This window comes from Spartobacteria bacterium UBA695, assembly GCA_002298145.1.
GTDB lineage: Bacteria > Verrucomicrobiota > Verrucomicrobiia > Chthoniobacterales > Chthoniobacteraceae > UBA695.
The window spans coordinates 406,864-430,304 of record DBMP01000013.1 but is presented as its reverse complement, the minus strand read 5'-3'; the positions used below and the strand labels follow the sequence as shown (position 1 = coordinate 430,304).

Sequence of the window (23,441 nt, the reverse complement as noted above, 5' to 3'; positions counted from 1 at the left end):
GTTGATCAGGTTTACTTCACAACGCCGAATTCAGCGCGGCGGTTCTTGGCCCACGCGGATTCGTCGTGCCCTTCGGAGGCGGGCATTTCCGCTCCGAAGCTGGTGGTCTGGATGTTGCCGTCGCTGGCTCCGTGTTGCAGGAGGTAGGAGCGCACGGCCTGGGCCCGGCGTTCGCCAAGGCCGCGGTTGTACTCGGCGGTGCCGCGCTCGTCGGTGAAGCCAGCGATGATGATCTGCTTGCTGGAGTGCTTGGCGAAGGAAGCGACTTCTTTGAGTTTGCCGAGATCGGAGGGCTCGACTTCGCTGCTGTCGAAGCCGAAGTGGACGGGCGAGAATTTGCTGCGGTCGACGTTCGCGCTCATGAAGGAAACGCCGTTTTCCGGACGGTCGGGCAGCGGGGAGCCGCTGATCATGTCGCTGTCAGAGACGCCGGTGTACTGTTTTTTCTTTTTGAAGAGGGAGCAGGCGTCCAGGGTGCAGACCAGCACGCCGCAAAGGGCGAGACGGGTGATGAGTTGGAATTTTTTCATTGGTTTGGGTCTTGGAGAATTGGAGGTTTAACGAGTCCAGGAGGGTTCGGAAGCGGAGCCAACGCCGCCCATCACCGAGGAACGGCGGCTGGTTTGGGTATCGAGCAGGACGAGGCTGCCGTCCTGGGTGAAGAGGAGGTGGCGGGAATCCGGGCCCCAGACGGGGTCGCGGGCCTCGCCGCCGCCGCTGACGAGCCGGACGCTGCCGCCGGAGAGTTCGAGCACGGCGACCTGGAAGGAGCCGCCGTCGCGGACGTTGAAGGCGATGCGTTTGCCGTCGGGCGACCAGCTCGGCTTGGTGCAGTAGCCGTAGCCGGTGGAGAGGCGATGGCCGGAGCCGCCGCTCGCGGAGATGCGGTAGAGCTGGGGCGAGCCGCCGTCGTCGGAGGAGTAGATGATCTCGCTGCCGTCGGGCGACCAGGTGGGGGAGGATTCGACGCCCGGGGTGCGCGTGAGCCGCCGGGCGCTTCCGCCGTTGATGTCAACGGTATAGAGCTCGGGGTTGCCGTCGCGCGAGCAGGTCAGCGCGATGCGGCTGCCGTCGGGTGAAAAGGAGGCGCCGCTGTTGGTGCCGGGGAATTTGACGATGCGTTCGCGCGCGCCGCTGGCGAGGTTAATGAGATAGATATCGGCGTAGCCTTTGAGGTAGCTGGTGTAGGCGATTTTCGAGCCGTCGGGGCTGATGGAGGGGGCGGCGCTGATGGTGCCGTCCTGGGTGAGCTGCCGGGCGTTGCTACCGTCGTAGTTGGCGAGGTAGAGCTCCTTTTTGCTGCCGCGCCCGGAGATGAAGGCGATTTTGCTGCCAGCCATGCCGCGCGAGCCGGTGAGGGTCTGGATGATGTCGTTGGCAAAGGCGTGGGCTTTGCTGGCGGTGTCGCCGTCGTAGCTGCGCATGAGGACGTTGCCGCCGGAGCGTTCGACGACTTTGCCTTCCAGGGAGCCGGAGGAGGAGCCTTTGATGACCATGGGCGCGCTGGCCGGGTCGGTGAAGCTGAAGAAGCCGGAGAGGGCGAGGTCGCTTTGGACGATCTTGGCGATCTGCGCGCCGTCCGGGCCGGAGATGCCGCCGATGGCGATGGCCACGGAGCCATTTTTACTGATGGTGATGGTCGGCGTTTCCGCCGCTAAGGCCGTCGTAGGGATGAGGGCGGGAGCTAGGGCCGCCAATGAAAAAGCCGCCAAGCATCCAGCGGCCGCAAGAGAGGTTTTCCGCAACATAGTCGAATAGGGCCCGAGAATAACGTCCCCGGGAAAAAGATCAAACCCCTAACGGAAAAAAGTACCCCGGCGCGGAGGAAGACGCGGAGAAGAGGAGACGAGGGGACGGAAAGATGACGCTACTGCGCCACTGGAAAAAGAGACGCCGAGGCTGGCTGCGACTTGGCAGCGCCACCTCTCCACATCTCTCTTTCTCCGCGTCTTATAGATAAGCCCTACTTCGTCTCGCGATCGGCGATGGGGACGTAGTGCCGCAGCGGGGAGCCTTGGTAGATCTGCCGCGGGCGGTAGATCCGGGAGTTGCGGTCCTCGATGGTTTCGCGGTAGTTGGCGATCCACCCGGGCATGCGGCCGATGGCGAAGATGACGGTGAACATTTCCACCGGGATGCCGATGGCCTGCATGATGATGCCGCTGTAGAAGTCGACGTTCGGGTAGAGCTTGCGCTCGACGAAGTAGGGGTCGGTGAGGGCAGCTTTTTCCAGGTTGAGGGCGATTTCGAGCAGCGGATCGTCAATTTTGAGGGCGTCGAGCAGCTCGTGGCAGCGCTGTTTGATGATGCGGGCGCGCGGGTCGTAGTTTTTGTAGACCCGGTGGCCGAAGCCCATGAGGCGGTTCTTGCTCTTCTTGTCCTTGGCGGCGGCGATGAACTTGGTGCCGTCGTCGCCGTCTTCGTAGATTTTCTTGAGCATTTCGAGCACGGCCTGGTTGGCCCCGCCGTGGAGCGGGCCCCACAGGGCGCAGACCCCGGCGGCGGCTCCTGCAAAGAGGCTGGCGCGGCTGGAGGCAACCATCCGGACGGTGGAGGTGGAGCAGTTCTGCTCGTGGTCGGCGTGGAGGATGAAGATCAGGTCGAGCGCGCGGACGACCTCCGGCTTGAGCTCGTAGTCGCAGTACGGCTCGGAGAACATCATGTGGAGGAAGTTGGCCGAGTATTTATAGATCGGCTTGGGGTAGATGATCGGCAGGCCGTGGGATTTCCGGTAGGCAAAGGCGGCGATGGTGCGCACCTGCGAGACGAGGCGCGCGGCGTGGAGATCGAAGGTGCGGCGGCTGTGCGCGGCGAGCATCTGCGGCTGGAAACAGCCGGAGGCGTTGATCATGGAGGAGAGGATCGCCATCGGGTGGGCGTTGGAGGGGAAGCCCTCGAAGTGGTACTTCATGTCCTCGTGGATCAGCTCGTTCTCGGTGAGCAGCTTGGAGAACTGGTGCAGCTCGGTCCCCGTCGGCAGGTGGCCGAACATGAGGAGGTAGGCCGTTTCGACAAAGGAGGATTTCTCGGCAAGCTCCTCGATCGGGATGCCCCGGTAGCGCAGGATGCCTTGTTCGCCGTCGATAAAGGTAATATCGCTCTCGCATGAGCCGGTATTACCGTAGCCGGAGTCGAGCGTGATGTAGCCGGTCTGTTCTCGCAACGTAGAGATGTCAATCGCCTTTTCGCCGGCCGTCCCCTCGATGATGGGCAACCGCACACACTTTCCCTCTAATTGAAACTCAACGTATTCTGGCATAGCGGCTCTTTTCATAACAGGAGTAAAGCCAGGAGACAGCAAAAATCATGCATCTTTTTGTTAACATCGTGTGAATCGGGCTTTCCGTCGTTAAAAAAAATTTCACCAGGTGCGATGGGCCGGGAGTTGACAAAGCGCCCGGCTCCGCGTAACACCTCCGATCAGAAATGAGCCACTTCCGCAGCCAAGCTCTCAACAATGTCGCCGTTCTTCTCCCCGTCGTGGCGGGGGGCGTAAGCATTGTTGTGCTTAATGTAGAGCTTAGAGCGAGCCGGTAGGGCGAAGAATCGAACGAGAAACCCCCTTCCGGCAGCCGCCAGGAGGGGGTTGTTTTTTACCCACATCTCTCCCACCAACGGCGCGCCGGATTCCATCAAGATAAGCCATAAAATGAAACTCAACGGAGCCCAAATCATCTGCAAATTGCTCGAACGGCAAGGCATCACGACGCTTTCCGGCATTCCCGGCGGCGCGATTCTGCCGCTCTACGACGCCCTTTACGACAGCCCGCTACGGCACGTACTGGCGCGCCACGAGCAGGGGGCGGGCTTTATCGCGCAGGGCATGGCGCGGGTGACGGGCAAGGCGGCTGTCTGCCTGGGCACGTCCGGCCCGGGGGCAACCAATTTGCTCACGGCGATCGCCGACGCGAAGCTCGACTCGGTGCCGCTGGTGGCGATCACGGGGCAGGTGGCCCGCTCGCTCTTGCGCACGGATGCCTTTCAGGAGGTCGATACGTTCGGCCTCACGCTGCCGATCACCAAGCATAGCTTCATGGTGATGCACACGGAGGATCTGCTCGACGCGATCCCGCAGGCCTTTGCCATTGCGCAATCCGGGCGGCCGGGGCCGGTGGTGGTCGATGTGCCGAAGGACGTTTTCATGGGCGAGATCGAGATCGACGCCTGGCCCGAGCCGGGCCGCGCGGCCGAGCCGGAGCCGGTGGCACCGGAAGCCATTGCCCGCATGGCGGAGCTGATCACGGCGGCGCGCCGCCCGGTGCTCTACATCGGCGGCGGGGTGATCGGAGCAGACGCCGGGGAATGGGTGCGCCAGTTGGCGGAAAAAACTTCCGCGCCGGTGGCCAGTACGCTGATGGGGCTGGGTGCGATCTCGTGCGATCACCCGCTCTCCATCGGGATGCTCGGCATGCACGGCGCGCCGTATACAAATTACCTGATGGACGAGGCGGATCTGCTGGTGGTTGTCGGAGCGCGCTTCGACGACCGGGCGACGGGCTACGCGGCCAAGTTCTGCCAGCACGCGCGGATTATCCATATCGAGATCGACCCGTGCGAGATCGATAAAATCAAGCTCGCGACGTTCTCCGTGGCGGGGCACGCGGGCGAGGTGCTCTCGCGGCTGGTTCCAGCGCTGCCGCAGCAGCCGGACCGCGAGCCGTGGCGCAAGCGCCTGGCCGAGCTGAAGGCGGATCACCCGATTGTGATCCCACAACGCGAAGCGGGCATTCATCCGCTGGAGTTTTGCCGGATGCTAGGGGAACTGCTTCCCGCCGATGCGCTGGTGGCCACCGACGTGGGCCAGCACCAGATGTGGATGGCGCAGGGCTACCCGGTCCGCGCACCGCGCACTTACCTGACCTCGGGCGGCTTGGGCACGATGGGTTTCGGCCTGCCCGCGGCCATCGGCGGGGCGCTGGCGGAGCCGGAGCGCCGGACGGTCTGCGTGAGCGGCGACGGCTCAATCCTCATGAACGTGCAGGAGCTGGCGACGCTGGCGGAGCTGAACCTCAATGTGACGGTGATCGTACTGAATAATCAGCGCCTCGGGATGGTGCGCCAGCAGCAGGAGCTTTTCTACGGCAAGCGCTACGAGGCTTCGATCTTCGAGCGGCAGCCAGATTTCGCGGCGCTGGCAAAGGCGTTCGGCCTGGCCTCGTGGGACATCCTGGCGGGCACGGCCCGGGCGGAGATCGAAAAGACGCTCTGCGAGGCGCTCCACCACAACGGGCCAAGCTTGGTGAACCTCGCCATCGACGCGAACGAAAATGTGTTCCCGATCGTGCCTCCCGGCGCGGCCAATACGGACATGATCGGCGCGACGCTGGCGGATTGTTAGGGGATTTTTGCGGGGTGTCCTCGTTCCCAATCTGAAGATAGGGAACGAGGAAAATCTTGCGCTTTTTTGCAGCTAAAAAAGCTTCTATACCTCGGCGTCGAAGTGGCTGATCTTGCGGATCGTGCGGTAGCGCTCTTCGATTTCCTCGGGCTTGAGGGTGCGCAGGCGCTCCAGCGAGAAGGCTTCGACGTTGAAGCTGGCCAGGACGGTGCCGTAGACGACCGCTTTGCGCAGTATCGGGAAGGTGACGCCATCGGTGTGCTTGAGGCTGGCCAGGTAACCGGCCACGCCCCCCGCGAAGGTGTCGCCCGCGCCGGTCGGGTCGTGGATCTCCTCCAAGGGATACGCGCCGCAGGAAAAGAAAGCGTCCTCGCCGAAAAGCAGCGCGCCGTGCTCGCCTTTCTTGATAACGACGTAACGCGGCCCGAGGTGGCGGATCAGCCGCCCGGCTTTGATGAGCGAATTCTCCCCGGTCAACTCACGGGCCTCGCCGTCGTTTAGAATCAGCATATCCACGCGCTTCAAGAGGGCCAGGAGGTCGGGCTTGGCGATGTTGATCCAGAGGTCCATCGTGTCGGCGATGATGAACCGGGGCCGGGACATCTGGTCCAGGACGTGGCTCTGGAGGCTCGGAGCGATGTTGGCCAGGAGGACGTACTCGGTATGATTGTACTCCGGCGGCAGGGTCGGCGTAAAGTGCTCGAAGACGTTCAGCTCGATGCTGCGGGTGGAGCGGGTATTGAGGTCGGTGTGGTATTCGCCGGACCAGCGGAAGGTTTTGCCGGGCTCGGTTTGCAGGCCGCAGAGGTCGATCTTGCGTTCGGCAAAAAAGTCGACGTGGGCCTTGGGAAAGTCATCCCCCACGACGCCCACGAGGTTCACGGGCGAGAAAAAGCTGGCGCTGACGGCGGCGTAGGAAGCCGAGCCGCCGAGCAAATCGCCGTGTTCCGCAACCGGGGTTTTAATCGTATCAAGACCGATGGAGCCTACAATGAGTACTGACATGGTTTTCGTTTAACGGCATTTGCCGCTTTTGGGAAAGGGAATTTCGCCAAAGCGGCTGATGTGGCGCAAAAATCAGGGGTTCTATGACTTGGGCGGCTCTTTTTTCAGCGGTACGCCCTGCTCCATCAGGACATCGAAGACGCTCCCGAGGAGGTCGCGGTAGTCGAGGCGGAAAACTTTGTCGAGCGGTTCCAGGCGCATGGCGTGGTAGGTCTCGAAGGCTTCCTGGAGCTTGATGCCCAGCAGTGCTCGCAGCGCACCGACGCTCTCCTCGCTCAGCGGCTCGGCGGTGTGCAGCAGGCGGCTCTCGGCGATGGCCTCGTGGTTGGCCGCGAGGTCCTCAAGCTCCGCGCGCAGCTCGGCGACGGTCGATTCGAGCCGGATGTTGTGACGCCGCAGCGCCTCGACTTCCTCGGCGGGTAGCGGTTCCTCGGCGTGGATCGAGCGCGGGCGCTGTTTTTCCTGGCGGTGAAGCTGGGCCTTGGCGTTTTCAAGCTCGTTGCGCAGGCCGGTGATGTAGCCTTCGATGCCGCGAAGGGCTTCCTTGGCATCGAAGGGGCGGCTGCTGATCCGCAGCGGTTCGCCACGGTCGCGCAGTTGCAGTTCGCGGGGCTCACGTGGTTCACGAGGCTCCCGCTGTTCGCGTTGTTCGCGCTTTTCGCGGCGGGCTTCCTGCTCCTGTTTGCGGCGCTCCACTTTTTCCTGGTGACGCTGTTCGCGGGTGAGGCGCTCGCGGCGTTCGGGCCGGGCTTGGGCGGCGGGCGACTCGGCCTGAGCCTCTCCTTCCTCGGCTTGCGGCTCGGCTTCGCCGGGTTCCTCTCCCTCGGCGGCGGGGGGCTCGGCTTGCGGCTCTTGCGCACCGGGTTCTTCGGGAGACGGAGCACGGGGGGCCTTGGATTTCTTGGGAATCGTGATGACTTCGGGGGCCGGTTTCTTCTCCGCGGGTTTGGGTTTTTCCTCTGGAGCCGCCGGTTGGGAGGCCTCGGGCTTGAGGGCTGCCTCGACGGCGGCGGGAAGCTCGGGAATCTCGGCCTTCAACTGCCGCTGGAGCTTGACGTTCCAGCGCGAGACGCTCTTGACGATGGCTGCGAGGTCGCTTTCGCCGACTTTCTTGAGCCGACCCGCGCCGTGCACCCAGCGCAGGATGGTCAGCTGCGAGAAGGGCGGGCAGAAGGAGAAGCTCTCGATGGCGGCATGGACCAGCGCGTCGGCGTCGCCCGCCTTGAGGTCGCCCAGCGGGAGCTGGAGCAGCCACGGCTTGCCCTTACCGATGAAGACGTTGAAGAAATACTGCCTATGTTTGCCGGAGAGGGCGCCGTTTTCAGGGTCTTTGAGCCCGGCGGCGGCTTGGGAGGCGAGCTTTAACCCGGCGGGCGGGTCGATTTTAAAGATGCCCCGGGCCAGGCTCAGCCGGAGGCGGCGGGCCGGTTCGGTCTCTGTTTTGGCGATGGCGGCGAGCAAATGGCGGCGCATGACCGCTGAAAGCCCTTCCCAAACGGCGCTGACGGCGTTGACGGCGACGACCCACGGCAGCCCGTCGGTCATGGCGGGCACGGCGGCGGTGATTCCGGCGCGGCCCCCGGTGAGGCGCTCTTTGAGCAGCGTGACGGCGTGTTCCTCGTCGGCCGGGCTCAGGCGGGCCGCTTTGGCGGCATAGGCCAGGGCCAGGAGCGGATCGGAGGGGGCTTCGGCAGCCGGTTTTTCGGCTGGTTTATCGGCCGTTTTGTCCGCAGGTGCAGGGACCGGTTCAGGCGCGGGTGCGGCTGGGGTTGCGGAGGGCGTTTCGGGAGAAGGTTCGGAAGGCTGGTTTTCCACGGAAAATATAGGGATGCCGTGGGCGCTTTGCACCTCCGGCGGATAAGGTTGAAAGCGTGAGGCGGCCTAGTTCGCGTTCTCTTTTTCGAGCCGTTCGCTAAGCCACTGCTTGATCATGCTTTGGTAATTAAGGTAGCGCATGCGGGCGAGGCGCTTGATGCGCGCCAGCATCCGGGGATCGATGCGCAGGGTTACGGTGGTTGATTCCCGGGCGTCGGTCTTGAGGAGCGAGCCGTTCATGAGCCGGGCGTCGATGCGGGTGTTTCTCCAGAAAGCGCATTCGTCTTCCTCGCTTTCGAAGCGCGGGACTTCCGACCAGGTATTGATGACGTTCATGTGGGGCGGGGAGAATGGAAAAGATTAACTCAGCTCCGAGTTCTTACGTTCGTAAAAGGCGGTCTCCTCGGGTGTCATTTCGCGCGAAAAAATGGCCCGGTAGGCTTTGCCGTCGGTCCAGAAGACGGTGAAAATGCCGCGTCCGGTCATCGCCCGGCCCAGGTTAAAGTAGCGCGCCTCGGTGGCCTGAACGGTGTCCGGCAGGATGCGCAGCGAAAACGGGTCTTCGAAGGATTCCTCGATCTCCTTGGGGGGGATCGGTTTCAGGTCAAAGGGGGCGTCGAGCCAGTCAAATTCCATGTGCGCTCAGGGTTGGGGGGCTTGAATGAGTTCGATTTCGTAACCTTCCGGGGCGTCGATAAAGGCGATCGTGGAGCCGGAGCCGCTCTGGATCGGGCCGTCGGACAGCGGGTAGCCTTTGGCAGCGGCGTGGCGGGCGAAGGCCTCCAGGTCGTCCACGGCGAAGGCCAGGTGGGTGAGGTCCGGGCCGACGACCACGGGGCCGCTGGCGTCGTATTGGCAGATTTCGATGAGTTCCTCGCTGCCGGGGGCCTTGAAATAGATGATCTGGGAGCCGCGCGGCGACTGAAAGCGGCTGACTTCCTCAAGGCCCAGGACGTCGCGGTAGAACGAGGCCGTCTTTTCGAGGTCGGCCACGCGGTAGCGGGTATGCAGGAGCTTGGTTATCATGGGAGGCTAAAAGTCGGTACTTGGGCGCATTATAAAGGAAGCGGTTCCCGGCGTCGCGGCAAATCTTGGGCGATTTAATCGCGGAAGTTCTTGAAGTAGAGGGCGACACCGAAGTCCTTGGCCCGGACAAAGGCGATGACCTCCTGGAGGTCGTCCCGTTTTTTGCCGGTAACGCGGATCTGCATTTCCTGCAAGGCGCACTGGACTTTGGCGGTGTTGGCTTTGATGGCTTTGGTGATTTCCTTGGCTTTTTCGCCTTCAATGCCCTGTTTGATGACGATTTTCTGCGTGGCGTGGCCCAGGGGGGAGATGGCCGGGGGCTTGCGCTCGATGTTGCGCAGGTCAACGTTGCGCTTGGCCAGCTTGCCGACGAGGATTTCCTCCAGGGCCTTCAGGCGGCTGCCGTCCTCGGCGGAAAGGTCGATCTCGTTTTTCTGCCACTCGATCTTGGCCGTGCTGCCCTTGAAGTCGAAGCGCGAGGCGAGCTCTTTGCGGGCCTGGTTGATGGCGTTGTCGATTTCTCCCCGGTCTATTTCCGATACGATGTCAAAGGAAGGCATGCGGGGAATGATGAGGGCAAAACGGCCCCGCGAGGAAGCCAAAACTCGCGCCCCGGCAATTATTAGGGCCGCTGGTGGGCCCCGATCCATGCATCAGGCAGGTTGATCCTAAAAAAACGTTGCAATCAGCCCCGATCGTCCGAAGTATTAAGGCCTATGGCTGACATTGCGAACAAGTATCCAGATAACGTGCTGGGCCGCTACTATGTTGATGACCAGTGCATCGACTGCGACCTCTGCCGCGAAACAGCGCCCGCCAATTTTGGTCGCAACGACGAAGGCGGCCACTCCTACGTCCTCAAACAACCCGAGACAGAGGAAGAAGAAAACCTCTGCCGCGAGGCCAAAGAGGGCTGCCCGGTGGAGGCCATCGGCGACGACGGGGAATAGTTCCCCTCCTCGCTCTGGCACTTAAATCTTAACCCATGACCCCCTGGCAGCGAGCTTTGGTGATCGCCGAATGGCGCGGCTTGCCTGAACCGCAAGTCAAGCCGGACCGCGTGAAGAACGCTTCCGATGTGATCGGCGGCGTAATGAAGTCGCTGGGATTGGGGGAACGCCTCCGGCAGGAACAAGTGCTGGGGGCGTGGCAGGAGCTGGTGGGCGATTTCATCGCTGGCCACGCGACTCCTGCAAGGCTGGACCACGGGACGCTCTATGTCCGGGTGCTTCAGCCGACAATGCATTACGAGCTGGACCGGGTCTGGAAGACGAAGATCCTCTCGAAGTTCAAAGAGCGCTTCGGAGCGCGCGCGGTGAGGGATATCCGGTTTCAGATCGGGTAAAGCATGAAAGCCGCCGTCATATTGCTGCTGGCGGCAGCGGCTTCGCTAGCCTCCGATCCCCCCTGGCAAAAGCGCAACGGAAGCTTTGCAACGTTGGAAACTCCAGCAGCAATGGCCAAGGATGTCCATCACATCGCCATCGATAGCATCCAAGAGGTTTACCGCTGTCCGGATATTTCGCTAGCTTTTGAGAGCGAGACTGGTTCGATTCCCGCCTGTTTACAGCAGCAATTCGAACAAGCCGTTTCAGTTTGGAGCGCTCGGCGCAAACAGAACTGGACCGTTGTCACACCTGTAAAGGACAACAAAGGAATAGATATCGCTTGTATTTACTCCGAGTATTCCCCGAAAGAATACCCAGAGAGGCCTTATTACCTTTATTTTGGCCTATCCTCCGCAGATGTAGGATTTTATATTCATGTACGCTATCGAAGCCTTGCGAACCTCGACGCCGTCGAACGGATACTCAAATCCATCAAACTGAAAGAACTTCCGCCCCCTCCAGCATCGCCCGGAACTCCGCCTCCGTGAACCCCTGGACGCCCTGTTTGCGGGCTTTCCCTCGTTCCGAATTTAGCCCGGTTAATCCAAACCGGAGAAATTCGGCTTCCGCTTTTCCAGGAATGCCGAGAAGGCTTCCTTGGCAGCCGCGCTCTGGGTGCGCTCGACGAAAGCTTCGGCTTCCAGTTGGATGCGTTCCTGAACCTCGGCGGGGTGCTTAAGCAAGGCTTTCGTCCGCGCCACGGCCCCCAGGGGCAGTTGCGTCAGGCGAAGGGCTTGCGCCAACGCAAAATCCAGCACCGGCTGATCGCCGATGACGCGATTGACGAGCCCCAGCGCATGGGCCTCGCTGGCGGAAATGGGGTCGCCGAAAAGCAGGATCTCGGAGGCCCGCTGATGCCCCACCAGCCGGGGCAATAGCAAGCTGGAGGCCCCTTCGGGAACCAGCCCCAGCGCAACGAACGGGAAGGCAAAGCGGGCGCTCTCTTGCGCATAAACCAGATCGCAATGAAATAAGAGGGTAACCCCCACGCCTACCGCAACGCCGTTGACCGCCGCAACGACGGGCTTTTTCACCCCGGCGAGGGCCTTGAGGAATGCAAAAGGCGGCGCATCGGCGCTCTCCGGAGGGGACTGGAGGAAGTCCTTGAGGTCGTTCCCCGCCGAGAAGGCGTTTCCGGCCCCGGTGAGCAGAATCACTTTGACGGACGCGTCCGCATCCGCCGCGATCAAGGCCTCGCGCAACTGGTCGTACATCGCCCCGGTAAAGGCATTCTTTTTATCCGGGCGATTCAGCTCGATAACTTGCACCCCGCGGTCATGTGAAGACTTAATCATTTGTTTTCTCCTTCTTGATGCGATGACTCCGCCCCCTCCAGCATCCCCCGGAACTCTGCCTCCGTGAGCACCCGGACGCCCAGTTTCTTGGCTTTCTCCAGCTTGCTCCCGGCTTCTTCCCCGGCCAGCACGTAGGTCGTTTTTTTGCTGACCGATTCGGTCACTTTCCCCCCCTTGGCGCGGATCAGCTCCGCCGCTTCCTCGCGCGGCTGGCTAAGCGTACCGGTGAGTACCCAGGTGGTTCCCAGGAACGCGCCGCCGGTGGCCGGGGCCGGTTCGGGGTCGCGTTCGCCGAAGTTGAGCCCGGCGGCCCGCAGGTGTTCGATGACCTCGCGCGTGCCCGGGTTGGCAAAATGCTGGACGATGGCCGGGCCGACGACGGGGCCGACGTCGGGAATGCGCTGGAGCTCCTCCGAGGTGGCCGCCATGAGCTGATCCAATAAGCGGTAGTGCGCCGCGAGCGCCCGGGCCGAGGTGGCCCCGACGTGCAGGATGCCCATGCCAAAGATCAAGCGCCAGAGCGGCTGCTGTTTGCTCGCCTCGATGGCCGAGAGCAGGTTCGAGATGCTCTTTTCGCCCATGCGCGGGAGGCTGGCGAGCTTGAGGAGGTTGAGGCGGTAGATGTCGGCCAGGTCACGCGTCAGTTCCCGCTCCACGAGCAGGTCCACCATCGCTTCTCCGAGGCCCTCGATATCCATCGCGCCGCGCGAGGCGAAGTGCTCCAGGCGGCGCTTGAGCTGCGCGGGGCAGCTCGGGTTAACGCACCGGATGGCCACCTGCTCGGCATCGCGCACGACGGGGGTATGGCACGAGGGGCAGGTCTCCGGCATTTTAAAAACTTCCGAATCGGCGGGGCGCTTCTCTTTGCGCACCTCGACGACAGCCGGGATCACCTCGCCCGCTTTTTCAACCACCACGGTATCCCCCACGCGGATGTCCTTGCGGGCCACCTCCTCTTCGTTGTGGAGCGTGGCGCGGGAAACGGTGCTGCCGCTGACAAAAACCGGGTCCAGCTCGGCCACGGGGGTCAGTACGCCGGTGCGGCCCACCTGGATCGTGATCTCCCGCAAGCGCGTCTCGGCCTGTTCGGGCTTGTATTTATAGGCCATGGCCCAGCGGGGCGACTTGGCGGTATAGCCAAGCACTTCGCGCTGCCGGGCCGCGTCGACTTTGATCACCGCACCGTCGGTTTCAAACGGGAAGCCGTGGCGCACCTGGTCAAGCTCGTGGATGGCACCCAGGACCTCTTCAAGCGTCGAGGCGATCCAGACGTGGTCGTGAACCGGCAGCCCGAGGGAGCGGAGGGCGGCGAGCGCCTCGCGGTGCGTGGCCCAGTCGGCCCCTTTGACGACACCCAGGCCGTAGAAAATTCCCCCCAGCCCGCGCTGGGCGACAATCGCCGGGTCGAGCTGCTTGAGCGATCCGGCAGCGGCGTTGCGCGGATTGGCAAAAGGGGCCTCGCCCGCAGCGGTTCGCTCCTCGTTGATGGCGGCGAAGCGAGCCTTGGGCAGGTAGATCTCGCCCCGGACCTCCAGCAGCTCCGGAACGTGCTTGCCGGAAAGCCGGTGAGGCACGCCCGCGATGGTCCGGACATTCTGCGTCACGTCATCGCCCGTGGTGCCGTCGCCCCGGGTGGCGGCGTAGCGGAGCTTGCCCTGCTCGTAGAGGAGAGAAATCGCCACGCCGTCGACTTTCGGCTCGATGACCGTTTCGATTTTCTCGCCGGGGATCAGCTTTTCCAGCCGGACGAAAAACGCGGCCACCTCCTCCTCGGAGTAGGTGTTATCCAGGCTGAGCATCGGGATCTGGTGGCGGATCTGCGCGAACTGCGAGAGCGGCGCGCCACCGACGCGGCGGGTCGGGGAATCCGCCGTGGCCAGCTCCGGGTAGCGGGCCTCCAGATCGACCAGCTCGCGGTAAAGGCGGTCGTATTCCTGGTCAGAGACGGTCGGGGCCGCCTCCTGGTAATAGCGCCGGTTATGCTCGTCGAGCTCGGCGCGGAGGGCCTGGACCCGCTGGCGGGCGCTCTCCGGGGCGGGCTCGGATGAAAAGGAAAAGAGGTCTGGCGTGGTGCTGGGCGTGGTGGCCATGGGAAAAACGGCCCCCAGCGTAGCAGAGTTGAACCTTTTGTGAATCACATCCTTACCGCGCTTACCGCGCTTACCGCGCCCCATGCCGCGCGTGGCCCGGGTAAAAAGTTCTCGCCCGCCACGGTGGCGTGATTCATCTTCCCCGCTTTCCAAACCACACTTTTTCCCATGCCCACTCCATCCAGCCCCTTCGCCGCGCTCCGCAACGACAGCCGCCAGCCCGACCAGCTCCGGCCCATTTCCTTCACGCCGCACTTCGCCCCGAACGCCACCGGCTCCGTCCTCGTGGCCGCGGGCAACACCCGCGTCATCTGCTCGGCCATCATCCAGCCCGACGTCCCCCGCTGGATGAAGGAACAGAAGGTCCCCGGCGGCTGGCTCACGGCGGAATACTCCATGCTCCCCTACTCCACCCTTGACCGCAAACAGCGCGACATCGCCCGGGGCAAGCTCGACGGTCGCTCCTCGGAAATCCAGCGCCTCATCGGCCGCTCCCTGCGGGCCGTCGTAGACCTGCGGGCCCTGGGGGCCAACACCCTCTGGATCGACTGCGACGTCCTCCAGGCCGACGGCGGCACTCGCACCGCCTCCATCACCGGCTCCTGCGTGGCCTCCGCCCTGGCGTTTGAGAAAATGATCCGCGCGGGCAAGCTCTCCCGGAACCCGCTCAAGGGCCTCGTCGCAGCCATCAGCGTGGGCATGGTGGGCGGCGTCCCGCTGCTCGACCTCGCCTACACAGAGGATAAAGACGCCGCCGTGGACATGAACTTGGTCATGACCGAGGCCCAGGAATTCGTCGAGCTGCAAGGCTCCGGCGAGGAGTCCGTCTTCACCGACGCGGAACTGGCCTCCATGCTGGCCCTGGGCCGCAAAGGCATCCGCGAGCTCGTGGCCGCCCAAAAAGCCGCCATTCAGGCCGGAATCAGCACCCTTCCCCAGTAAATCCACAGAGAAATCGATTGTTTCCAGAAAAACGCTTGACCCATGGCCGCTAAACGTCCACTTTTAGCGCCCTTTCAGATAGAAACGCTATGTCACAGATTTGCACCATCACCGGAGCGGGGATCACCCGCGGCAGCGTCATCCACCGCCGTGGTATGGCCAAAAAGAAAGGTGGCGTCGGCCGTCACGTCACCAAGAATGTGCCGCGCACCTTCACCCCTAACCTGAAAACCAAGCGCCTTTGGGTGCCTGAGCTCGACTCCTTCGTAGTCATCAAGCTCTCGGCTCGCGCGCTCAAGACCGTCTCCAAAAACGGGGCTTACGCCACCCTCAAGAAGGCAGGGCTTCTCTAACCTTTTAACCAACCCAAACCAAACCGATCGAAGAATATGGCTTACAGTGTAAAAAGCGCCAAGAGTGGCAAGGAGTATTTCCTCCACGAACGCAAGCAACAACTTAAGGGCGGCCAGCAGGTGACCCTTTACTATTTCGCGGGCGTTGCGGGCGAAGCGGCCATCGACAAGCTCCCGGCGGGCTACGAAGTTTCTGAAAACTCCAACACGGGCCTCCCCCTGTTGAAGAAAATCAAGAAATAGTAGCTTTCCAGCTTAGGCTGATTTTAAATAAAGGTGGTTCTTCGGAACCGCCTTTTTTTTTGTTCCGTGAACTACCTCCTTGTCTCCCTGCTTGGCGTTTCGCTGGTTCTCATTCAATTCCTTATCGGCGGCACGCGGCTCCTATTCAGCTACCCCACCTACGCGCTGATCGGCCTGAGCGCCCTGCTGGCCCTCTTTTTCATCCGCAGACCGGCCCCCAAGCCCTCCCCGCTCTGCGTCGTCTCCGCCGTGCTCCTGACGGCCTACGTTCTCGTGCGCGCCTGGTTCTCCCCGGTCGCCTACATGGCCCGGACGGACGCCTTCATGGTGGCGGGCTGCCTGCTTGTCTACCTGATCACCGCCTTTTACCTGCACGCCACCAAGGCCCGCGTCTGGCTCCTCCTCACCTTGCTGGGGCTAGCCATGGTGCACGTCGTCATCGGCATCGCCCAGTTTAAGAACGGCAACGAGTTCATGCTCTTCGGCTTTTTGCGCAACGGCTACGACTCGCGCGCCAGCGGCCTGCTCATCTGCCCCAACCACCTTGCCGGTTATCTGGAGGCCATCGGCATCATGGCCCTGAGCCTCACCGTCTGGAGCCGTTTCAGCGCCGGGGCGAAGCTGGTCACAGGCTACGCCACAGCGGTCTGCTTTTTCGGCGTCGTCATCACCGGCAGCCGGGGCGGCTACCTGAGCAGCGCCGGGGGCCTCGTGGCATTCACGCTGATTTCGTTTTGGATCGTCGGGATCTATAACCGCCAGGGGCTCCTGCGGACCGTCCTCATCTCCGTCGCCATCGCCGTCCTGCTGGCAGCGGGCGCGGGCAAACTGATGCTCCTCAATCGCCACGTCCGGGATCGGCTGGATCGCATTTCCCAGTCCACCCAGGACGTGCGGATCTACAACTGGCAGGCCACCCTCGATCAATTCAAAGAAGCCCCGCTCCTGGGCACGGGAGCCGGAAGCCATCTCTGGTTCGGACGCCAGTACCGCCGTCCGCAGATCCAGGCCGACCCGATCCATTCCCACGGCGATTACCTCGAGCTGCTCGCCGAGTACGGCGTCGTCGGCGAAGTGCTTTTGCTCGCATTCCTGGGCCTCCACCTCGGCGTCGGCCTGCGCAACATCCGCACCATCACGCTGCGGCGGCTCTGCAATACGCTGACCGTCCCGCGCAGCGACGCCCTGGCGCTCACCGTCGGAGCCGTCAGCGCCGTCCTGACGCTCATGGCCCACTCCGTGATCGACTTCAACATGCACATCCCGGGCAACGCCCTGCTCTTTGCGTGGATCTTAGGCCTCCTGGCCAACCCGGGAACAGGCAAGCCCGACCAGGCCCCCGCCTGGAACACGACCCTGAAACTCACCCGCGCGGGCATCGCCCTGGCGGGCCTCGCGCTCATCGCCGCGGCCGCCTACCGCTTCGAGGGCGAGTACTGGACGGAAAAAGCGCGCGCCGCCCTGCGCGACGGCCTGCTGCGCGAGGCTCAGGACTGGGCGAACCAAGCCATCAAGGCCGACCCGTCCGACCCCTACCCGTACTTCTACCTGGGCGAGGCCTGGCGAATCTCCGCCACGCAAATGCCCCTCAAAGCCATGCGGCCCGTCCTGTTTGAAAACGCCGTCACCGCCTACCGGCAGTCCCTCGCCCTCTTCCCGAACGACGAGAACGCCCTGGTCCGCATGGGCCAGGCCCTCGACGGCGCGCGGGACTTCGACGCCGCCGAAAGCGCCTACCTCGAAGCCATCCGGCTCGACCCGAACCTGGGCGTCCTGCAAGCCTACTACAGCACCCACCTCTCCCTCTTAGGCAAAGACGAAGAAGCCAAAGCCGCCCTGGCCCAGGCGCGAAAACTCGGCACCAAGGACGCCCACACCATCGGCATCGTGGAAGCCCAGTCCATCCTCGCCACCGACCCGGCCAAAAGTCCGGAGCTCCAGGCAACGCCTCCCCAATAAAGGGCGCAAAGACAGAATGGGTGGCGTGCCGCTGGTTTCTAGAGGTGCCTAAAATAGGATTTGTTTGATTTTTGCACGGAACACCCTAGTATCCCGAAATTAGACCACCCAGAATCCGGCATGAGCGAAATGAACCGCTAAAAAACCGCTACAACTTTCCAAAAAAAAACCGAGGTTTTCGTGCCCTGCTCTATTTTTCACCCTAACCCAACCGATCCCACCGTGAAAACCCACCTTCTGCTCAAAATCGTCCCCGCCCTACTCCTGCTCGGCACGACTGCCTTCGCGCAGAGCGGCCGCTTCATAACCGATCGCAACGGCAACATTTTCGAGGCGCCGACCGTCCCGCAAACCACCCTGCCGCCGCCAGTCGGAGCGCAAGAGGCCCCTAAAAGAAGCTACGGCCCAGCGCAGCAGCCGGTTGAGAGAATCGTCGCCGAAGCCAGAAAATCTTCCTCGCGAATCGCCCAGCTGACAGCGGAATACGCCGTCGCCAATCCCAAGAGCGCGGCCGAGGTCATCGCGGGCGTGGAAAGAGCCACCGGCATCCGGGGTGATTACCTCGCCGCCGCCATTGGCCGTGAATTTGAGAAAAACCCCGCCCTCGCCGCCGAGGCCCCGAGCATCGCCAAAGCCCTCGTCAACGCCATCCTGGCCAAGGGCTCTGCCTTGCAGTTTCATGGTGAAATCGCCGAGACCGTCGCCATCCTGGTGACCTCCCTGCCGGGCAAATCCCAGGCCAACCAGCAAGCCATCGCCCAAGTGGGCCGCGAAGTCGCCTCCGTCCTGTCCGCAAGCCACCCCGAAATAGCCGCCGAAGTCGTTGGCATCACCGCATCGGTAATCAAGACCACCTCGGGAAGCAGCGATGTTTCGAAAGTCATCAGCGGCTTTGCCGATGCCTTCAAGACGGATAACTCCAACTTGAATACCAAGCTGGATTCCATCGTGACCAACGTCAACTCTGGCCAGGTTTACAACGCCCTGCCGACCAGCTCCAACGTCATCAACAACGCCACCGGGAACACCACCACCACCAGCGGCCTGAGCGCCGGCTCGGTGACGACTCCCGAAACAAAAAACCAGAACGGTTAGCCCGGAAGAGGGTCCGGCTCGGGCCCTTCCATTTTTCCGGTTGATTTTTCCACGGACCGGTTTATAGCATTGGCATTACCAATGCATCACTTGCTGACCAGCCGACTTACGTTGCTCCTCGAGCTTCCGCTCCTCTGATATTTCAGAGCGGAAGGTCCTCGCGGAGCTTATCGTCGTAATCGGCTGCAGCTGCTCCTCTGGTGGAGTGCGGCGCCCAGCCTCATATCCTGTTTCCATCCACCTGAACCTTTTTTAAACCAGAGAGAGTTTTTATGTCAGATAAAGTCATCATTTTCGACACCACCTTGCGCGACGGAGAGCAGTGTCCCGGCGCATCCATGAATTTGCGGGAAAAAATGGAAGTCGCCCGGCAGCTGGAGCGGCTCAACGTGGACGTCATCGAGGCCGGGTTCCCGGTCATCAGCGACGGCGACTTCGAAGCCGTCCAAAAAATCGCCACCGAAATCAAAGGCCCCGTCATCTGCGGCCTGGCCCGCTGCGTCTCCAAAGACATCGACGCCGCCGGAGCCGCCATCAAACCGGCGGGCGACCGGGGACGCATCCACGTCTTCTTGGCCACCTCGGCGATCCACCGCGAATTCAAGCTCAACAAAGCCCGCGAGGAGATCATCCGCCTGGCCGTAGAGGGCGTCAAACGAGCCAAGGCACTCTGCCGCGACGTGGAGTTCTCGCCTGAGGACGGCTCCCGCACCGAGCCCGAGTTTTTGGCCCAGGTCGTGCAAGCCGTCATCGAAGCCGGAGCCACCACCGTCAACATCCCCGACACCGTCGGCTTCGCCGTGCCGGAGCAATACGCCGCGTTGATTTCGTACCTCAAATCGAACGTCCGCGCCATCGACGACGCCATCATCAGCGTCCACTGCCACAACGACTTGGGCCTGGCCGTAGCCAATTCGCTCGCCGCCGTGAAGGCCGGAGCGAGGCAGGTCGAGGGAACCATCAACGGCATCGGAGAGCGCGCGGGCAACGTCGCGCTGGAAGAGGTCGTCATGGCCTTGAAGACGCGTGGAGATTACTTCGGCGGAGTCACTACCGGCGTCAACACCCACGAGATTGTCAAATCCTCCCGCCTGGTCAGCCGGATGAGCGGCTTGATGGTCCAGCGTTCCAAAGCCATCGTCGGCGAGAACGCCTTTGCCCACAGCTCGGGCATCCACCAGGACGGCATCTTGAAAAAGCGCGAGACCTACGAGATCATGGACCCGCGCGAGATCGGCTGGGGCGAAACAGAACTCCCCCTGACCAAGCACAGCGGCCGCCACGCCGTGGCCAAGCGCCTGGAGCACTTGGGCTACCGCTTGAGCGACAAGGAGTTGGCCAGCGTCTTCGACCGCTTCAAAGACATCGGCGACAAAAAGAAATTCGTCTACGACGACGACTTGTCGGCCCTGGTCAACGACTCCATGGACGACCACACCGAAGGTTACGCGCTCGACTACATCCACGTCGCCAGCGGCAGCTCGACCATCCCAACCGCCACGGTCCGCCTGAAGCGCGGCACCGAAATCCTCCAGGATTCCAGCCCCGGCAACGGAGCCGTCGACGCCGCAATGAAAGCCATCGACCGCATCTTGAACCAGCAGGGCAACCTGGTGGAATACAACGTGCAGGCCGTCACCCAGGGCAAAGACGCGCTGGGCGAAGTCACCATCAAATGTGACTTTGGCAAAGGCACACTCGTCACCGGCAAGGGGGCAAGCACGGACGTCATCGAAGCCAGCGCCCGCGCCTACCTGAACGCGGTCAACCGCATTTTGAGCGGGAAGATCATCGCCAAGTGCGTCGCCGCCGAGACGCCGTAAGCGCGCGCCGGTTAAGGAAAAATCTGAAAGGCACGGGGACCCAAATGGTTTCCGTGCCTTTTTTCTGCACCTTGGCGCATACTCGCTCTGAGGGATCAAAAAAGACGCTCTTTTTCGCCCCCAAAGATGCGGCAGTACAACTCTGGTACAACAGGGAATCGCAAAAGCGACTCCCGCCTTTTCCTCCGCGTCCTCTGTGGTGAAAAAAATTCTACGTCAACCGCACCGGTACGCCGCGTCCGGCGAGGAATTGCTTCACATCGCCCACGGTGTATTGCCCAAAGTGAAACACACTGGCCGCCAGCACGGCATCCGCCTTGCCCACGGCCAATACTTCCGCCATGTGCTCCAGCTTGCCCGCCCCGCCGCTCGCGACAACAGGTACTTCAACGCTCTCGCTGATCCGGCGGGTTATCTCCAAATCGTATCCCGCCTTGGTTCCGTCCGCGTCAATCGAGTTGAGCACGATTTCGCCCGCGCCGAGCGCCACGGCCTTTTTCGCCCACTCCACCGCGTCGAGGCCCGTCGCCTTGCGCCCGCCGTGAGAAAAAACCTCCCAGCGATCCGGCGCAACCCGCTTGGCATCGATGGAAACGACGATGCACTGGCTGCCAAAACGTTCCGCCCCCGCGCCGATCAATTCCGGCGTGGCAATGGCCGAGGAATTGATGCTGATCTTGTCCGCCCCGGCCTTGAGCATCAGGCTCATATCCTCCACCTTGCGGATCCCCCCGCCAACGGTCAACGGCATGAAACACTGATCGGCGGTTCGTTCGATCACCCCGATCATCGAGGCGCGGCCCTGGGCGGTGGCGGTAATGTCGAAGAAAACCATCTCATCGGCCCCCTGCTCATTGTAGCGAATGGCCAGCTCCACGGGGTCGCCCACGTTGCGGAGTTCACCGGCTTCGGCTTTTCCAAATTGGACGCCGCGAGTCACCTTTCCGTCGTGGACGTCGAGGCAGGGAATGATGCGTTTGGTCAACATGATGAAGCGCAGAAGGTACCGCTTGCCGCCCTCCTCGGCAAGTTCGGGAAATCCTTGCCGAAAACTTTTAGGGCGAAACCTGATTTGGAGGAATTTGATTGCGTTGTCTCCGCTTGACTTTAGCATCGCGAACAGATCACCACCGTCGGCGGAAAATCAGGAGCAACGATTTTGGCTATGGGCAAAATTCACACAGGGAATATTTCGGGATCGGCAGCAACCGGAAAGAAGGGTGCTTTTCACCTTTCAAAACAGCCGGTCGTTCATGGCAGGCCGGACGAAAACGTTCACAAATACGAGGTGACGTTAGAGGAAGCGCCTTCCGGAGAAACCGCCCCCCCTGCCTACGAAGATCTCGGCCCCCTGCCAGCCTCCTACGGCTCCAAGTCCCTCTTCCTCGTTGCCCGCGACCCGCATTGGCTCTTCTGCTACTGGGACATCGACTGGGCCGAATACCCCCTCTCGCGCCTCTCCGACGGCAAGGTACACCTCCGGGTCTACGACGCGGCAACCGCGGCAGAAACCTACCGCGCCGAGGTGACCCCCGAAGCCCGCAACTGGTACATTTCAGCCGGTCACGGCAACGCCACATTCTACGCTGAGATCGGGTTCGTCAACCAAGCGGGAACGTGGGAGGTCATCGCCCGTTCGAACGAAACGACGACCCCCTCCGACGGCCTTTCCGAACAGGTGGCCGACACCTTTGCCACGATCCCCTACCACCTGGCCTTCCAGAAGATGCTCGACATGGTGGAGCCCGCCCGCAGACCCGGAGAATCCCTCGTCGACGCGCTCTCCCGGCTCCAAAACGAAGGCCGTAAACTAGCCTTTGCACTGGGGCAGATCCCCGACTGGACCGACGAGCAACGGCGCGTCCTGGCCGTGCTCCTGGGCAATGATTTGGACGAACTGGCCAAGCTCGCTCCGGCGGAGATCGACCGCCGCCTGCGCCAGCAGCTCAAAGATCGCCTCTTTAGCGAAAGCGCCAGCGGGCTCATCCCCGGCGAAGGGGCCCTTGGCGGCACGGCCAGCCTCTTTAGCGGCGCGGGCCTGGGCCTCAGCTCCTGGCTCGCCTCGTGGAGGGCGGCGGTGGAGGTGGGCGAAATTAGCTCCTGGCTCTCCTCCTGGCTCAGCGGCGCGGAGATCGGCGCTTTTGCCTCCTGGCTTTCCTCCTGGCCTGGCGCGGAAGTCAGCCGGGAAATCAGCTCCTGGCTTTCCTCCTGGCCCGGCATCGGCGCACCCAGCAGCGCGCTTAGCTCCTGGCTCGCCTCGTGGCCCGGGGCCAAAAATGAGAGCCTCAGCTCCTGGCTCTCCTCCTGGCCCGGCGCGGCGCAAAGTTCTTTCTGGAGTTCCTGGCTGAGCTCCTGGGCCCTCGCAGCGGGCGCTTCCGAGACGTTCCAAAGCTCCTGGCTCTCCTCCTGGCAGGCGGCCGCCAAGGGCGAGTCCTTCTGGAGCTCCTGGCTCAGTTCCTGGTCCGGCGCCTCGTGGGGAGTCTCCTCGTTTTCGTCGGCGGGCTTAAGTTCCTGGCTCAGCTCCTGGGCGGGCGCGGCGGGCGGGCTCTCGTCGGTCTCCTCATTTTTCCAAAGCTCCTGGCTCGCCTCCTGGAAAGGGGCCGCGCGGGGCGACTCCCGCTTCTGGAGTTCCTGGCTCAGCTCCTGGGGCTATGGGCTCGGCGGGGCTTCCGGGGCGGGCGGCTCAGGCGGGGTGAGCTCCTTTGGCGCAAGCTGGAGCGCGCAGCCCTTTGGCAAACCGCGCTCGTTTTTCATGCACGTCAACGCCGAGGTGATCTTCTACGGCGGCACACACCCCGAGGCCAAGGTCTGGATCGACAACAAACCGGTGGCCCTCAACCCCGACGGCACCTTCCGCCATCACTTTATTTTTCCCGACAGCACTTCCGAAATCCCGATCGTAGCCGAGTCGCCCGACGGCCAGGAACAGCGCTGCGCCGTGCTCCGTTTCGAGCGCGGGACGCTGCGCGTCGGAGAGGTGGGGCACACCCCGCAACCGACCCATCTGGGCCCCCCCATCGGGCGTCGGTAAACCCGTCGGTAAAAAAAACGTTCGCCAGAAGCGGTAAG

At 62.6% G+C, this 23,441-nt stretch carries 23 protein-coding genes; 11 read left to right on the top strand and 12 right to left on the bottom strand.

Annotated features, from left to right (window positions below):
* Positions 1-11: 11 nt before the first annotated feature.
* From B2828_RS08150 to B2828_RS08140, 3 genes are all read right to left on the bottom strand, one after another.
* Entirely contained in the window at positions 12-530 is a 519-nt protein-coding gene (locus B2828_RS08150) for an OmpA family protein (RefSeq protein WP_479633219.1), read from the bottom strand.
* Positions 531-557: 27 nt separating this feature from the next.
* Positions 558-1,712, bottom strand: coding sequence for a biopolymer transporter Tol (locus B2828_RS08145; protein ID WP_479633218.1), 1,155 nt, complete (start codon positions 1,710-1,712; stop codon positions 558-560).
* Positions 1,713-1,963: 251 nt separating this feature from the next.
* A complete protein-coding gene (locus B2828_RS08140) occupies positions 1,964-3,259 on the bottom strand; it encodes a citrate synthase (protein WP_479633217.1) in 1,296 nt (431 codons plus the stop codon).
* A gap of 390 nt (positions 3,260-3,649) precedes the next feature.
* Between B2828_RS08140 and ilvB the strand changes: the two genes are divergently transcribed.
* Positions 3,650-5,338, top strand: a complete 1,689-nt coding sequence (ilvB, locus tag B2828_RS08135) for a biosynthetic-type acetolactate synthase large subunit (RefSeq protein ID WP_479633216.1) — start codon at positions 3,650-3,652, stop codon at positions 5,336-5,338.
* 84 nt (positions 5,339-5,422) lie between these two features.
* On the opposite strand, the gene B2828_RS08130 is transcribed toward ilvB, so the two are convergent.
* The 6 genes from B2828_RS08130 to B2828_RS08105 all read right to left on the bottom strand — a co-directional run bounded on the left by B2828_RS08130 (position 5,423) and on the right by B2828_RS08105 (position 9,744).
* On the bottom strand, positions 5,423-6,343 hold the full coding sequence (locus B2828_RS08130; RefSeq protein WP_479633215.1) for a PfkB family carbohydrate kinase: 921 nt from the start codon (positions 6,341-6,343) through the stop codon (positions 5,423-5,425).
* Positions 6,344-6,424: 81 nt separating this feature from the next.
* The gene (locus B2828_RS08125) at positions 6,425-8,158 is read right to left on the bottom strand and encodes a hypothetical protein (RefSeq protein WP_479633214.1); all 1,734 of its coding nucleotides are present in this window, start codon (positions 8,156-8,158) and stop codon (positions 6,425-6,427) included.
* Positions 8,159-8,224: 66 nt separating this feature from the next.
* Complete coding sequence (locus B2828_RS08120) at positions 8,225-8,494, bottom strand: CopG family antitoxin (protein ID WP_479633213.1); 270 nt, start codon at positions 8,492-8,494, stop codon at positions 8,225-8,227.
* A gap of 24 nt (positions 8,495-8,518) precedes the next feature.
* The gene (locus B2828_RS08115; protein WP_479633212.1) at positions 8,519-8,794 is read right to left on the bottom strand and encodes a BrnT family toxin; all 276 of its coding nucleotides are present in this window, start codon (positions 8,792-8,794) and stop codon (positions 8,519-8,521) included.
* A gap of 6 nt (positions 8,795-8,800) precedes the next feature.
* Complete coding sequence (locus B2828_RS08110; RefSeq protein WP_479633211.1) at positions 8,801-9,184, bottom strand: VOC family protein; 384 nt, start codon at positions 9,182-9,184, stop codon at positions 8,801-8,803.
* Positions 9,185-9,258: 74 nt separating this feature from the next.
* Complete coding sequence (locus B2828_RS08105; RefSeq protein ID WP_479633210.1) at positions 9,259-9,744, bottom strand: YajQ family cyclic di-GMP-binding protein; 486 nt, start codon at positions 9,742-9,744, stop codon at positions 9,259-9,261.
* 156 nt (positions 9,745-9,900) lie between these two features.
* Between B2828_RS08105 and B2828_RS08100 the strand changes: the two genes are divergently transcribed.
* The 3 genes from B2828_RS08100 to B2828_RS08090 are packed head-to-tail and all read left to right on the top strand — an operon-like array spanning position 9,901 to position 11,060.
* Positions 9,901-10,134 carry a ferredoxin gene (locus B2828_RS08100; protein WP_479633209.1) on the top strand — a complete coding sequence of 78 codons (234 nt, stop codon included), beginning with the start codon at positions 9,901-9,903 and terminating at the stop codon, positions 10,132-10,134.
* A 35-nt stretch (positions 10,135-10,169) separates the two neighbouring features.
* Positions 10,170-10,529: a DciA family protein gene (locus tag B2828_RS08095; protein WP_479633208.1), complete on the top strand. Its 360-nt coding sequence runs from the start codon at positions 10,170-10,172 to the stop codon at positions 10,527-10,529.
* A 3-nt stretch (positions 10,530-10,532) separates the two neighbouring features.
* Entirely contained in the window at positions 10,533-11,060 is a 528-nt protein-coding gene (locus tag B2828_RS08090) for a hypothetical protein (RefSeq protein ID WP_479633207.1), read from the top strand.
* Between the two features lie 51 nt (positions 11,061-11,111).
* Here the strand turns inward: B2828_RS08090 and B2828_RS08085 are convergent, their stop codons facing one another.
* Positions 11,112-11,867 (bottom strand): enoyl-CoA hydratase, encoded by a 756-nt coding sequence (locus B2828_RS08085; RefSeq protein ID WP_479633206.1) that lies wholly within the window; start codon positions 11,865-11,867, stop codon positions 11,112-11,114.
* A complete protein-coding gene (gene ligA, locus B2828_RS08080) occupies positions 11,864-13,957 on the bottom strand; it encodes an NAD-dependent DNA ligase LigA (RefSeq protein WP_479633205.1) in 2,094 nt (697 codons plus the stop codon). The genes B2828_RS08085 and ligA overlap by 4 nt, the downstream gene beginning before the upstream one ends.
* A 168-nt stretch (positions 13,958-14,125) precedes the next feature.
* Here ligA and rph point away from each other — a divergent pair, with 168 nt between their 5' ends.
* The 6 genes from rph to B2828_RS08050 all read left to right on the top strand — a co-directional run bounded on the left by rph (position 14,126) and on the right by B2828_RS08050 (position 20,372).
* Positions 14,126-14,899 (top strand): ribonuclease PH, encoded by a 774-nt coding sequence (gene rph / locus B2828_RS08075; RefSeq protein WP_479633204.1) that lies wholly within the window; start codon positions 14,126-14,128, stop codon positions 14,897-14,899.
* An 89-nt stretch (positions 14,900-14,988) separates the two neighbouring features.
* Positions 14,989-15,252, top strand: a complete 264-nt coding sequence (rpmB, locus tag B2828_RS08070; protein WP_479633203.1) for a 50S ribosomal protein L28 — start codon at positions 14,989-14,991, stop codon at positions 15,250-15,252.
* 36 nt (positions 15,253-15,288) lie between these two features.
* The gene (locus B2828_RS08065; protein WP_479633202.1) at positions 15,289-15,495 is read left to right on the top strand and encodes a hypothetical protein; all 207 of its coding nucleotides are present in this window, start codon (positions 15,289-15,291) and stop codon (positions 15,493-15,495) included.
* A 66-nt stretch (positions 15,496-15,561) separates the two neighbouring features.
* A complete protein-coding gene (locus B2828_RS08060) occupies positions 15,562-17,454 on the top strand; it encodes an O-antigen ligase family protein (RefSeq protein ID WP_479633201.1) in 1,893 nt (630 codons plus the stop codon).
* A 222-nt stretch (positions 17,455-17,676) separates the two neighbouring features.
* Entirely contained in the window at positions 17,677-18,549 is an 873-nt protein-coding gene (locus B2828_RS08055; RefSeq protein ID WP_479633200.1) for a hypothetical protein, read from the top strand.
* Between the two features lie 272 nt (positions 18,550-18,821).
* Complete coding sequence (locus tag B2828_RS08050; protein WP_479633199.1) at positions 18,822-20,372, top strand: 2-isopropylmalate synthase; 1,551 nt, start codon at positions 18,822-18,824, stop codon at positions 20,370-20,372.
* Between the two features lie 211 nt (positions 20,373-20,583).
* Here B2828_RS08050 and hisF read toward each other — a convergent pair whose 3' ends face one another.
* Entirely contained in the window at positions 20,584-21,360 is a 777-nt protein-coding gene (gene hisF / locus B2828_RS08045) for an imidazole glycerol phosphate synthase subunit HisF (RefSeq protein ID WP_479633198.1), read from the bottom strand.
* A gap of 177 nt (positions 21,361-21,537) precedes the next feature.
* On the opposite strand from hisF, the gene B2828_RS08040 reads away from it, so the two are divergent.
* Positions 21,538-23,403 (top strand): DUF4912 domain-containing protein, encoded by a 1,866-nt coding sequence (locus tag B2828_RS08040; protein ID WP_479633197.1) that lies wholly within the window; start codon positions 21,538-21,540, stop codon positions 23,401-23,403.
* Positions 23,404-23,441: the final 38 nt, after the last annotated feature.